Source organism: Pedobacter sp. GW822-FHT03F06, from assembly GCF_058801365.1.
Genome location: NZ_JBXANE010000017.1, coordinates 59685 through 71978, shown reverse-complemented (window position 1 = coordinate 71978; position 12294 = coordinate 59685). Strand labels below are relative to the sequence as shown.

General features: G+C 39.7%; 9 protein-coding genes, 2 tRNA genes and 1 pseudogene. 9 read left to right on the top strand and 3 right to left on the bottom strand.

The genetic code is table 11. From position 1 onward, the window contains the following. Nucleotides 1-232: 232 nt before the first annotated feature. From prfA to AC1RJ8_RS23475, 5 genes are all read left to right on the top strand, one after another. Nucleotides 233-1306, top strand: a complete 1074-nt coding sequence (prfA, locus tag AC1RJ8_RS23495) for a peptide chain release factor 1 (RefSeq protein ID WP_057933254.1) — start codon at nt 233-235, stop codon at nt 1304-1306. A gap of 102 nt (nt 1307-1408) precedes the next feature. Continuing rightward, nucleotides 1409-1482, top strand: a tRNA-Asp gene (locus AC1RJ8_RS23490). 194 nt (nt 1483-1676) lie between these two features. Beyond that, nucleotides 1677-1750, top strand: a tRNA-Asp gene (locus tag AC1RJ8_RS23485). Between the two features lie 448 nt (nt 1751-2198). Beyond that, nucleotides 2199-2612: a (R)-mandelonitrile lyase gene (locus tag AC1RJ8_RS23480; RefSeq protein ID WP_492956035.1), complete on the top strand. Its 414-nt coding sequence runs from the start codon at nt 2199-2201 to the stop codon at nt 2610-2612. A 3-nt stretch (nt 2613-2615) separates the two neighbouring features. Next, complete coding sequence (locus AC1RJ8_RS23475; RefSeq protein ID WP_492956036.1) at nt 2616-3689, top strand: carboxymuconolactone decarboxylase family protein; 1074 nt, start codon at nt 2616-2618, stop codon at nt 3687-3689. A 133-nt stretch (nt 3690-3822) separates the two neighbouring features. On the opposite strand, the gene AC1RJ8_RS23470 is transcribed toward AC1RJ8_RS23475, so the two are convergent. After that, a complete protein-coding gene (locus AC1RJ8_RS23470) occupies nt 3823-4722 on the bottom strand; it encodes a helix-turn-helix domain-containing protein (protein WP_492956037.1) in 900 nt (299 codons plus the stop codon). Between the two features lie 1051 nt (nt 4723-5773). On the opposite strand from AC1RJ8_RS23470, the pseudogene AC1RJ8_RS23465 reads away from it, so the two are divergent. The 3 genes and pseudogenes from AC1RJ8_RS23465 (at nt 5774) to AC1RJ8_RS23455 (ending at nt 8883) form a co-directional block, all read left to right on the top strand. Next, nucleotides 5774-6339: pseudogene (locus tag AC1RJ8_RS23465) on the top strand (zinc-binding dehydrogenase). A 162-nt stretch (nt 6340-6501) separates the two neighbouring features. After that, a complete protein-coding gene (locus AC1RJ8_RS23460; RefSeq protein WP_492956038.1) occupies nt 6502-6921 on the top strand; it encodes a hypothetical protein in 420 nt (139 codons plus the stop codon). 288 nt (nt 6922-7209) lie between these two features. Further along, nucleotides 7210-8883 (top strand): LamG-like jellyroll fold domain-containing protein, encoded by a 1674-nt coding sequence (locus AC1RJ8_RS23455; protein WP_492956039.1) that lies wholly within the window; start codon nt 7210-7212, stop codon nt 8881-8883. Nucleotides 8884-9077: 194 nt separating this feature from the next. Here the strand turns inward: AC1RJ8_RS23455 and AC1RJ8_RS23450 are convergent, their stop codons facing one another. Continuing rightward, nucleotides 9078-10217: a hypothetical protein gene (locus AC1RJ8_RS23450; RefSeq protein ID WP_492956040.1), complete on the bottom strand. Its 1140-nt coding sequence runs from the start codon at nt 10215-10217 to the stop codon at nt 9078-9080. A gap of 21 nt (nt 10218-10238) precedes the next feature. Then, entirely contained in the window at nt 10239-11132 is an 894-nt protein-coding gene (locus tag AC1RJ8_RS23445; protein ID WP_492956041.1) for a TssN family type VI secretion system protein, read from the bottom strand. A gap of 117 nt (nt 11133-11249) precedes the next feature. Between AC1RJ8_RS23445 and AC1RJ8_RS23440 the strand changes: the two genes are divergently transcribed. Beyond that, entirely contained in the window at nt 11250-12188 is a 939-nt protein-coding gene (locus AC1RJ8_RS23440) for a type VI secretion system baseplate subunit TssG (protein ID WP_492956042.1), read from the top strand. The last annotated feature ends 106 nt before the right edge of the window (nt 12189-12294 follow it).

Below are 12294 nucleotides of genomic sequence, written 5' to 3'. Positions count from 1 at the left end.
CTACCGGCTGCCACAGGCACAGAACTGTTCGTTTCCAAAACCTTTAAATAACTTTTTTTGAATTTTCCGACTGGCAGCAACATTTTGATTTTTTATCTGGCTTGAGTATTACGTCCAAACGATTAACCAATCGCTAATCCTAAACAAACTAATTCAGCTTTTTTCCTTATTTTTGCATTTCCTGAATTTTTGGACCTATACGGACCGTCGGGAAATTTCAACAAGAATAAATATGTTAGATAAATTAGAAGCTATAAAGCTGCGTTGGGAAGATGTAGAAGAATCGTTGAGCAATCCGGATGTTATCCAGGATATGAAACGTTTTGCGGCTTTAAACAAAGAATATAAAGACTTGGGCAAAATTGTAGACGAATATAAAATCTACAAAAATGTGATGAGTAATATTGATGCCAACAAAGAAATTTTAGCTACTGAGAAAGATGCTGAAATGCGTGAGATGGCAAAAGAAGAACTGGATCTTCTGTTAAAACAACAGGAAGAAATGGAAAGCAATATCCGTTTGATGTTGATTCCTAAAGACCCTGAAGATGCTAAGAACGCGGTATTCGAGATCCGTGGTGGTACCGGCGGAGATGAGGCCGCTTTATTTGCCGGCGATTTATACCGCATGTATACCCGTTATTTCGAAACCAAAGGCTGGAAAGTGGAAACTGTTGATGTAACGGAAGGAACAGCAGGCGGTTATAAAGAGGTAATTCTGAAAGTGAGTGGCGATGATGTTTATGGTCAGTTAAAGTACGAAAGCGGCGTACACCGCGTGCAACGTGTGCCAGATACCGAAACCCAGGGTCGTGTACACACTTCGGCAGCATCTGTAGCAGTTTTGCCTGAAGCTGAAGAAATTGATCTGTACATTAATCCTGCCGATATAGAGCTGCAAACTTCGCGCTCAGGTGGTGCCGGCGGGCAGAATGTAAATAAAGTAGAAACAAAGGTGCAATTAACGCACAAGCCATCGGGTATTGTGGTGGTTTGTCAGCAAGAACGTTCACAATTGGGTAACCGGGTTATTGCGATGGAGATGTTGCGTAGCAAACTTTACGACATCGAATTGCAGAAAAAGAACGGTGATATTGCCGCTAAGCGTAAAACAATGGTATCAACCGGCGATCGTTCAGCGAAGATCAGAACCTACAACTATCCTCAGGGCCGTGTTACGGAGCACCGTATCGGATTAACAATGTACAACTTGCCAAGCATTATGGATGGCGATATTCAGGAGATTATTGATGCGCTTCAGTTTGCTGAAAATGCAGAAAAGATGCAGGAAGGTGCTGTAGGATAAGGGGTTGTATATTTTTTGAAAAAAAGTTTGCGAATTAAGATATAGTCTCTATATTTGCAACCTCGAAAGAGACAAGAGGTTCGAACTTTAAAGAGAACAAAAGGAGTGGTAGTTCAGCTGGTTAGAATGCCTGCCTGTCACGCAGGAGGTCGCGGGTTCGAGTCCCGTCCATTCCGCAATAAATGCCTTAACTTGAAAAAGTTGAGGCATTTTTGTTTAATAATCGTTTTGATTAAAATATTTAGAATGAGGTTCAGTGTGTTACGTAATTATTGATTAAAAAGTCGATTATTATAGTGATAAACTGAATATAGTGTCTATATTTGCAATCCCGCAAGGGGAAGAGGTTCGAACTTTAAAGAGAACAAAAGGAGTGGTAGTTCAGCTGGTTAGAATGCCTGCCTGTCACGCAGGAGGTCGCGGGTTCGAGTCCCGTCCATTCCGCGAAAGTAGTTTTAAATTCAACTAAAAGCCTGTAAATTAAATGTTTACAGGCTTTTTCGTTTTCTGGAAACACCAAATTATTCAATTTTCATTCCCAATATCATTCCAATGCTATAATACCCGTTTCTTTTTTTTAATGAGGCAACCAAAATAATTTGTGAACAAGTACTATGAATGAATAGACAAGACCACACCATGTCTATTCAGCTCAAAAACCGTAAAACTGGTAAATAAAACAGTATTCTGTATAAGCCCATTGCGAGCTTTAGTGACGAACTTTGCGGTGCCGCTGGTGAGAAATGCGATCTGAAACTAAATAACCTTGAATTAGTAGAATAAGATAAACTTTATTGCAATGAAAACAATTTTCAGGATAATGTTATTAGCTTTTATAATGGGAACTTTATTTTCTATAACGGCCTGCAATAACAATAAAAATCAAGAAAAAATGACAACAGAAAACACTGCGATTCTTTTCCCCAAAGGAGAAAAATTAACCAATGGATATTTTACTGGAGATGCTTATCTGCAGACACTTCTGGTTAGAGATAAGAACAACAATTTTATCTTGGGTAGCGTAACTTTTGAACCAGGGGCAAGAACCAACTGGCATACACATCCTAAAGGGCAGGTATTGATTGTTACCGAAGGCGAGGGTCTTTATCAGGAAAAAGGGAAAACAGTCCAGACCATCAAAAAAGGTGATGTGATCAACATACCAGAAAATGTGCAACACTGGCATGGAGCCACGATCAGAACAAAGATGGTACATATTGCCATTACCAATTACGAAGGTGAAACCAACGCAGTTTGGTTAAACCCTGTAACTGATGAAGAGTTCAACGCTGCCAATAAAAATTAAGCCATGAGAATAATGGGCAAAAGCAAGTTTTTAAAATGGCTACTATTTTTTGTGCTCACAACAAGTATGATCAAAATGAATGCACAACCTAACAAAACAGCTAATACGGATTTGTCTGCACAACAGCAAAGCTTGGTAAAGATTTCGGTACTTACAGCTACGGGAAACCTGCAACTGTTAAAAGTGGAATTGAATAAAGGGTTGGATTCCGGACTTGCTATTAACGAAATTAAAGAAGCCCTCGTTCAGCTTTATGCGTATTGTGGTTTTCCAAGAAGCCTTAATGCCATTAACGTTTTTATGACTGTAGCAAAGGAGAGGAAAGAAAAAGGGATCAGTGATAAAGTAGGGAAAACAATTATCGTAGAAAATAATTCTAAAAATAAGTATGAACAGGGCAGAAAAGTGTTGGAAGAACTGACCAAGACACCACAATCAAAACCTGCCCCTGGCTTCGGAGCATTTGCACCACGTATTGATGCTTTTTTAAAGGAACATTTATTTGCAGATATTTTTGTTAGTGACGTGTTGAATTATAAGCAAAGAGAAATGGTAACGATTGCAGCCTTGGCCTCAATGCCTGGTGTAGAAGGTCAGCTGCAGGCTCATATCAACATGGGAAAGAATACAGGCATAACTGAAAATCAATTGGAGCAATTAGCAATGCTGGTTGAAGCAAGCGTGAATAAAACACAGGGAAATACCATCAGGAAAATAATCGGGAAACCATTGCTTCCTGTAATTGAGAAGGATATGATGGTGCGTATTTCTGAAATCGAAATTTTACCCGAATACCTCGAAGAATATAAATCCATTTTACGGCAGGAGGCCGCCGCTTCTATAAATATTGAGCCTGGTGTAATTGCCATTTTTCCTATGTTTCAACAGAAAACCCCTACCGAGGTTAGGATCATAGAAATATATGCCAATAAGGCAGCATATCAGTCTCATTTGCTAACACCGCATTTTCAGCATTACAAAACAACCACCCTAAAGATGGTAAAAGCATTAAAACTGGTAGATATGAACAGCCTGGATAATGAAACAATGCTAAAGGTTTTTAGTAAACTTAAATAAGATAGGTTAGGGACGAGAAAGGATGTGGTTTTTGAAATCGTTAAGGCTAAATCAACGAATCCGTATTATCAACATGATTGAATTGTTATAATTTGCAGCCTGACAATAGATTATGCATATTTTCCGGCTTCAGTCAATTCATTGAATTCCGGTATTCATTGGGCGAATGCCCAACCTGTTGTTTAAAGAAACGGGTGAAATGTGAGGGATATTTAAAGCCAAGCCCATAAGCAACCTCGCTTACCGATTTGCTGGTATCAAGGATCTGTTCTTTCGCAGCATCAATCAGTTTTAAGTGTATATACTCTAGCGCAGATTTTCCTGTTCCTTTTTTTACCAGGTCTCCGAAATATTTTGGAGACAGGTTGAGTTGCGCTGCACAATACGAAACGGAAGGTAATCCCAGCGTTTGCAGCTTTTCCGATTTGAAGTACTCATTCAGTAATCCCTCAAATCCAGTCAATACATCCTTATGGATATGTTCTCTGGTGAGAAACTGCCGGTCGTAAAACCGAACAGAATAATTCAGGAACATTTCGATATTGCTAACGATCAACGTTCTGCTGTGCTTATCAATTGGATGAGCGAGTTCATACCGGATCTTATTCAAACACTCCAGCACTATTTCTCTTTCTGCATCAGATACATGAAGTGCTTCATTAACATCGTAAGAGAAAAAGCTGTATTTGTTAATACATTTGCCAAGATGGGTTCCTCGGATCAGATCGGGATGAAAGAATAATCCCCAGCCTGTCGGCTGTATCATGTTTTCGCTTTCCTCAAAACCAAATACCTGCCCGGGTGCAATAAAAAGAAGTGTTCCCTCTTCGTAATCATAGTGATTGCGGCCATATTTCATCTCCCCGCACTTCTCGTCTTTTAAAAAGATCATGTATACATCAGAAATATAACGTGCCTCTTTTACCGGCTTTGATAGCGACTGATCAAGAACACTGACCAAAGGATGCAGGGTTTTCTGGCCCCGCTCGTTATTGATCTGGGCCACACTTTCAATTCTAAGGGGATTTCCCATGACTTCGGTTATTTTAAAGTGAAAATAGCTTAAGTATTTCAATAATCCCTGCAGAAACGCTAATGAACAGGAAAATTGGTAAGAAAAACAGGAATCCGTACAACGATCTGATGCAAAAGTATAAACTGAACAAATAACAACTAGCCTTTACCTTTATCGATCTCTTTGGCAAGCCTAATGCGCAGCTTGCCCGCCAACAGGTTAAAGCTTACCTGAACATTAGCGAAAGTACCTACAACGCAAGGTAAAAGACGGCACGTTAAAGTCTGTAAAATTGCCCGGTGGCGATCGTTTTTACCTGAAAGATTTACTGGCTGCCTACCTGGAAAGCCAGCAAAAGGACCGTATTTAATTACCCCTGCTTTACCTGTTGTTTACCCTTTGTTGCTACCAAGTTAACCCCAAGGTTACCCCAGGCTTACCCCGGCTTTACCTTTTGGTTACCTAAAAGGTAAAGCCAAAGCTTGCTTTCGCAGAATGGCAACACCGCTTACGGTTATGTTGCCCTTAAGCAGGCTGCCACCCAACGTCATTAAGTTCAGGGATAATCGCAAAACGATGTCACCCCGAGGGATAATTTATTTATAAAATCAATATAATAACGGGTGATTTTATGGAGGTAAACGGTCTCGAAGTATCGTCATTTCGACCGTAGTGGAGAACCCGAAGGCTCTGCGAAGCAAAATCTTTTAAATTTGATCTCAATAACTTGGTACAAGGATCTCTCCATTTCGCTACGCTACAGTCGAGATGACGACCATTCTATTGAAGTCTGTCAAAGGTAGCGTAGTCGAAGGGTATTTATTTGCATTTTATCAATCTCAAGAAGCTCAGACTGGCAACCGCGATGCTTAACTTAATTCCATCGGGCCGCCGCAAACCCAGAGGCCCTCGCCCCACTGCCCCACAACTGTGATGGTCCATTTCAGCTCATTATAGCTCAAAATGAGGCGCCAATACTGTTAAGCCACTAGGTTTGAACATGGATTTAAATATACCGGTATAACAGCAATCATTTATACGAACATTTTTAACTTAAAAAACAAAAAATATGGTCGCATACTCAAAAGGCGCAAGTGGCGCATTCTCGGGAAAAGTAGGCCGTGTAATCGGCAGCAACTGGCGCAGCGTAGATTACCTAAAGGGCCTGCCCAAAAAGAGCAGTAAAACCAGTGCCGAACTACAGCCCCTGAAAGCCATCAGGTACTTTGCCGATTGGACCATTAAGAAAGAAGCGGATAATGATTGGCCTAGCCAGGACGGATTGACGCTTGAAAAGTCGCTACGGGTATTAAAACCAGGCGGAAAACTCATCTCGATCTCTGGTCCTCCCGATCCGGATTTTGCGGAACAAATCGGTGCATCCTGGTTCGTGAAACTGATTATGCGCCTATTGAGCTCAAAGGTAAGGAAGAAAGCAAAAAGGCTAAATGTGCATTTTTGCTTTCTGTTTATGAGGGCCAGCGGATCTCAGTTGAATGAAATTACGACGCTTGTAAACGCGGGGGCTATTAACCTGTGATAGATAAAATTTTTCCGCTCCAATCGGCCAATGAAGCAATAGCTTATGTAGAAAGCGGTCGTGCCAAAGGAAAAGTGGTAATAAAAGTCAAGTAAATAATCGATGAATGTTCGGTTGTATTTTTGTTTGTTCCACAACAAAGGTCTTAACTTGGAAAGTTTAGGCTTTTTGTTTCTTTGACTTTAATAATTTTTAAAGCCGGTGCTTTGTAGCGTTTTAATGCGCTTTGTCGTTTTTCATTAAAAACAAAATAGACGATGAAAAAAATAGCGCTTGTATTATTGTTGGGTGTTGCCCTACTAAGCTGTAAAAAAAATAAAACTACTTCCGATTGTGGGGACAAGATATGTACTGAAGAATTTGCCTCGGTAACGTTAAAATTTGTAGACAATAAAGGCGCTGGTGCGGAAGTTAAAGATTTCAGTGTAATCAACCAAAGAACCGGAGAACGGATAGCGGCTAACTCGAGTATTTATACAAGTACCATAAAAGGCGTATTTATTATCGTTGATGATAATAATAAACTTGGTCTGTCAGAACAAGGAGATAATCTGAAAATTACTGGTACCTCTGTAGAAACGAACCAGACTAAATCTGATGTAATCAAAGTAAGTGGTGGCAAGTGTGCGTGTCACATCAATAAAATCTCAGGACCGCAGCAGATTGCTTTCGATTAAACCTGTTAATATGTTCAAAACCTATAGCCTTAACCTTAGTTGAGGCTTTTTTTTATTTCAACAAAATCAGCATCAATCTGTGCTTTTACTTGCCTATTAGAAACAGCGTTTTTTAAAAGCAAGGTTTCACATATTTCTCTTAAATCTTTCTTATTGCATTAAAGCCTTGTTAATCATTAAACTGTGTAAATAATTTAGGGTAAATATTTGATTTTTATGAAAATTATTGTTTAGTTTAGCTAAACAATAATTGGTTTATGTAAACAATATCTTAACCCTGATTTAACTATGAAAACATTGAAACTTTTATCATTCTTAATTATTCTAATGGTTTGGTCTATCATGTCCTGCAAAAAGGCTGGCACTACTGATCCTAAAGAAAAACAAATTTCAGATGAACAAGCTTTAGCAGTGAATGCATTAGTTGCGAAACCTAAAAAAGTTTTGTTTATAGGTATTGATGGCTGTGTATGGAAAGCCATTACGGCTACAAACGCGCCTAACCTTAAAACGTTGATGGACCAATCGTACACCAGTACCAATGCGTTGGCCCAGGTGCCTACCTGGTCATCAAATGGTTGGTCGGCATTGTTTACCGGTGTTGGGGTAGCCAAACACAAAGCTTCCGATAATAGTTTTTCGGGATCTGATTTCGTAAACTATCCTTCTTTTTTTAGGCAAATCAAGACCAGTTTGCCCAGCTTGCGTACCGCATCAATTGTTACCTGGTCTTCGATCAATAATTTTATAGTTGCAACACCTGATGTAACGGTGAAACAGAACAGCGCAAACGATAATGCTACAGAAACCAGAATCATTCAGGAAATTACGACCAGCAATACCGATGTTGCATTTTGCCATTTCGATAATGTTGATCATGCCGGGCATGCCAGTAATTATAGAACCACAACGCAAATGTACATGGATTCGGTAAAAGCTGCCGATGCACGTGTGGGAAGGATATTAACTGCTTTAAAAGCACGGCCAACTTATAATAACGAAGATTGGTTAATTGTGGTCGCCACAGATCACGGTGGAGATTTAAGCCATGGCGGTTCGAGTTATCTCGAGCAAAATGCATTTATCATTTTAAACAACAGTGCCATTTCTCCTCAATTGGTTAATGCTTTACCAACCACCGCAACAGAATCGACACCGCACAGTATTTCTACTGTTAATTTTAAAACCAATGTTTATGGTCAGCTGCCTACGCTCAGTAGTCTTAACCTTAGTGCAACAAGCAGTTTTACCATCGAGTTTAGGGCCAGGGCAACAACCGCCACCAGCGATCCGGTAATTATTGGGAACAAAAACTGGGCGAGTGGTTACAATAAAGGTATTATCATTGCCAATAGAAACGGCGTAATCAGAGCCAACTTTGGCGATGGCACCCACAGATTAGATATTGATGGTGTTGATTTAACCGATCAGTTGTGGCACCATGTGTCGATAGTGGTTAACCGTAGCACACAAAAAGCAACCATGTACGATGGTGGGGTTCAGGTGGCTGAAGGTAATTTATCGGCAGTTGGCGATTTGCAGAGCAATATTGCATTTCAGATCGGTCAAGATGGTACAGGGAACTATAGCCCGTATTTTACAGGCTATATATCAGAAATCAGGTTGTTTAAATCTGCATTACCTGCAGCGAGTATTAGCGCCTACAGTTTTACCGCTTTAACTTCATCGCACCCGCAAAATGCCGACCTGGTTTTATATACCAAGGGAAACGAGGGCACCGGAACTACTTATAATGGAAGTTTGGTTACACCTCAAATTAATATCCTGACTAAAAGCAATGCAACAGTTACGTGGAGTGCCTTAACTACTCCAATATTTAAACGTAAAACAACCGATTATCACGGCGCACCTTATTTGTATGGTGTACCACCAACAATATTAAAATTTTTAGGAATCACAGCGCCTAGCTATTACGATGGGCAGGCCCTGGTTAATTTTTAACTGATAAGAATAAAAAGAGGGTGTATCATAAACATAGATTTGTCATCCTGTCCAAAGGACTCCTGTGGAGAGCTTGTCGAAGGACCTGTTGAAATACGCTTTAAGGTGTTTCGACAGGCTCAACATGACAGCATCTGGGCTGAAATCGCCTTTATGATACACCCTCCATTATTAATTTACGCCGAGAAATAATTTTAATCCAGCAATGTCCAGGTTTTTCTGGCCTGTACCTGCTGTACAACTTGCTGTTCGGCAACCACAATATTTTCTTTGCGCTGGCCAATATATTCTAATCCACTCAACTTATTCCAAAGCGCTACCAATACATTCATAAATTCGTTGGCCATTAGCATACTGTTGTTAATTTGTTTATGATCGTAAACCAGTTCGATGGTTTTGGCCAAAAGCTCTTCAAAGTTTCCCGGGGTTACATCTTTCCACTCGTAAAAATACTTTAAGAGTTCTTCTCTTTCGCGGGGGTCAATCAGTTTAATGGCTGTAAAAAAAATGTGTGCCAGGCTGGAGAAATAACCTGCTAAAACTGCTGGCGATTCGCGATGTGCAATGTTTCTATATTCGTAAAATAAACCCGCAATGTAATCTACAATTTTCTCTGAGATTAAACGGATGTTCTTGCCTAGCGGTGTAATGTTGTCCCTTCCTCCTGTTTTATCGATAATTTTAAAAGCAGCCAGCTGTAAGTCGTTTAGTAAAACACTAAAAGATTCATAATATCTAATCAGGGCTGGATGGCTTGTTATGGTTGAGCTGGGCGGGATATAACTGTTGTTGATCGATAACCGGCCATTTTCGTAGTAAACCTGCCCAATGGTTAAGAAATAACTATCTGCTGTTTGTGAACCCACCTCGCTCTCCGGTAAAACCGCAATAGAATAACTTTTGGCAAGCTCCGGGTAACGGATCGGGTTTTCTTCAGGGTTTGGTGTGCCTGTTGGTACACGGTTAAAGGGGCTCACCACTAATAAAATAACATAGTTACGCGGTTCCGATTGGCCAAAATAATGGTTGTGTACCAGCGTATCCATATTATCAGATTGTATAATATCAATGTGGCAGCCTTCGGGCGTAATGGCATTACAGTATCTCACCCTTACCTCGATATGGTTGGTTGCTTTTTCGATAATTTCGATATCGTGCGAACTTTTGTAACCTGCAAAAGGCGGTAAAAGTCCGTAATTACTATTATTTAGATGTAGAGAGGCGGCATCGCGTACAAAGTCCTGCAAATAAAGATCACTTAATGTAAAATGATCACTGGAAAGCTTCATGCCATTAATCCAGTTAATGGATTTATATTTTAGCGGCTTTATCATGGTAGATGTTTTTATTATAGATTAGATAAAGATAGCACTTTCTCCAACTTCATTGGGTTTGTTTACGTTTTCAGATACCCGTTTAGCGTAAATCGTCATTTTTTCGGTAATGCCATTTTCGATAATGTCGAGATCCGGATCGATGAAAATATTGCGTTTAAAAAAAGAAGTTTTAATAAAGAAAATCCATTTATAATTTTCCATATCGTCGCCCCTAAATTCTACCGGGCTTTTGGCAAATTTTAAATTGTAATCATCAATAAACTTGTGGAACCAGATACCGAAGTTCATGTTTTCTACAGCTTTTACCTTTACCTTTAAAGGTTCGGGATCGCTGCTTTTTTTGTAAAGCTCCAGCTCCAGTACCAATAAACGGTTAAAATCTACATGGTCCATGTTGATGTCCAATGGCGTATCGGGATATCTCCAGATCTTGTAGATTTCTGAAGGGATACCAAGCAGTGAAACATAAGCCCACCAAAAAATAAGTGGAACAAAAAAGCAGGTGATGCTGCCGGCACCAAACCACCCAAAATTTACAACGCTTAACCAGTTAAAGGCTAGCTGATATAAATAAACGGCTAAAATAGCCGAAATTACAGTGGCAAAAAAGATAAAAGCCTTGCGCTCCAGCATATCTTTGGGGTAGTATTTTGTTAGCAGGTAAACGAATACTGTTCCCATTAAAAGATAAAAAATACAGCAGATAATATAACCCCAGGGCATGAAATTAAAGTTCAGGAACCCTAAGAAACCCGGAGCCGCTAAAATAATGCCGATAAGCAGAACACTTACGATAAGTCTTTTGTTATTAAGAAACTGGTTCTTTTTGTTGATGATAGAAAGCACCGCCGTTGAGACTATAAATATCAGCGGAAATAAGAGAAAGCGAATAAAAAATGATTGAACGTCCATTAATTTTGATAGATGTGATGTACTACAAATATAGTATCTTTAGTATTTGATTATAATCCTATTTTTTTTCGATAATATAAATTTAACCTATAACAAATAAGCAAGCTTAAAGTTTAAATGAAAAAAGAAACTTTGATTAACAACGAACTCTTTACAGATTATAAAGCGGTGGCTCATGCTGCCGATTTAATAGAGCGTAAGGTAATTGATGCCGATCGGATTGAGGTGATCCCGATAGGGCCAGATAAGCGTGCTTTTGCTAAGGATATTGAAAATACAACTACCTACTATACGGAAAGAAGAAGGCAAGACCGTATCCGCATCAATACCAATAGAGAGGGTTTGTACGATATGCTGCCTGAAGGGCTTTTCCACCGTCCGCCAACTGGTAGTGCAGGTATGGACGAGGAATCTATGATTAAAGATATCAGGGATAGGAGAGAAGAAGAAAAGGAAGCCAGGTTGTTTTTTACACCCTTTGATGCGGAAATTAATTATGTAAGGGTCATGACCGAGTTATATGAAAATATGCTCGATAAAAAAACAACCTATTCCGATTTAAGTCAGATTTTTGAATTTGGATGGGATGAATTTAATTTACTCAATAAAGAACAAAGCATCATCTGGATGCACCTGCTACCCGAAATTCAGCAAAAGAGAAACGATATCGGTTTTGCATCAAAAGTACTTACTGCACTGTTTAACCTGCCACTTACCATTGTAGATGCTACAGCTAATATTGCACCGGTAAAAATTGCCGAAGAAATGCAGATGCAGCTGGGTGGAAGTGCATTGGGCATTGATACCATCATTGGTGATCGCTTTACCCCCGAACACGAAGCTTATCATGTTAATATCGGTCCAACTTTGCCACAGGAACTGGTTAAGTTTATTCCCGGACAAAAAAACCGGGCAATTTTAGATATGGCCATCAGTTATTTAATGCCTGTTGATGCAGAGGTTAATGTAGCGCTCCTTACCGCACCCGATTATCAGGAAACGATATTGAGCGAGGATGGCGAAAGTGCATATTTAGGGTATACGGTATATCTTTAGTTAATATGAAGTTTTAACAAGGAGCGAGAGATCGTCATTGCGAGAAGGCTTTTTCAGCCGACGAAGCAATCTTACAACGATCGCTAGATATGAATTGATTATTCCC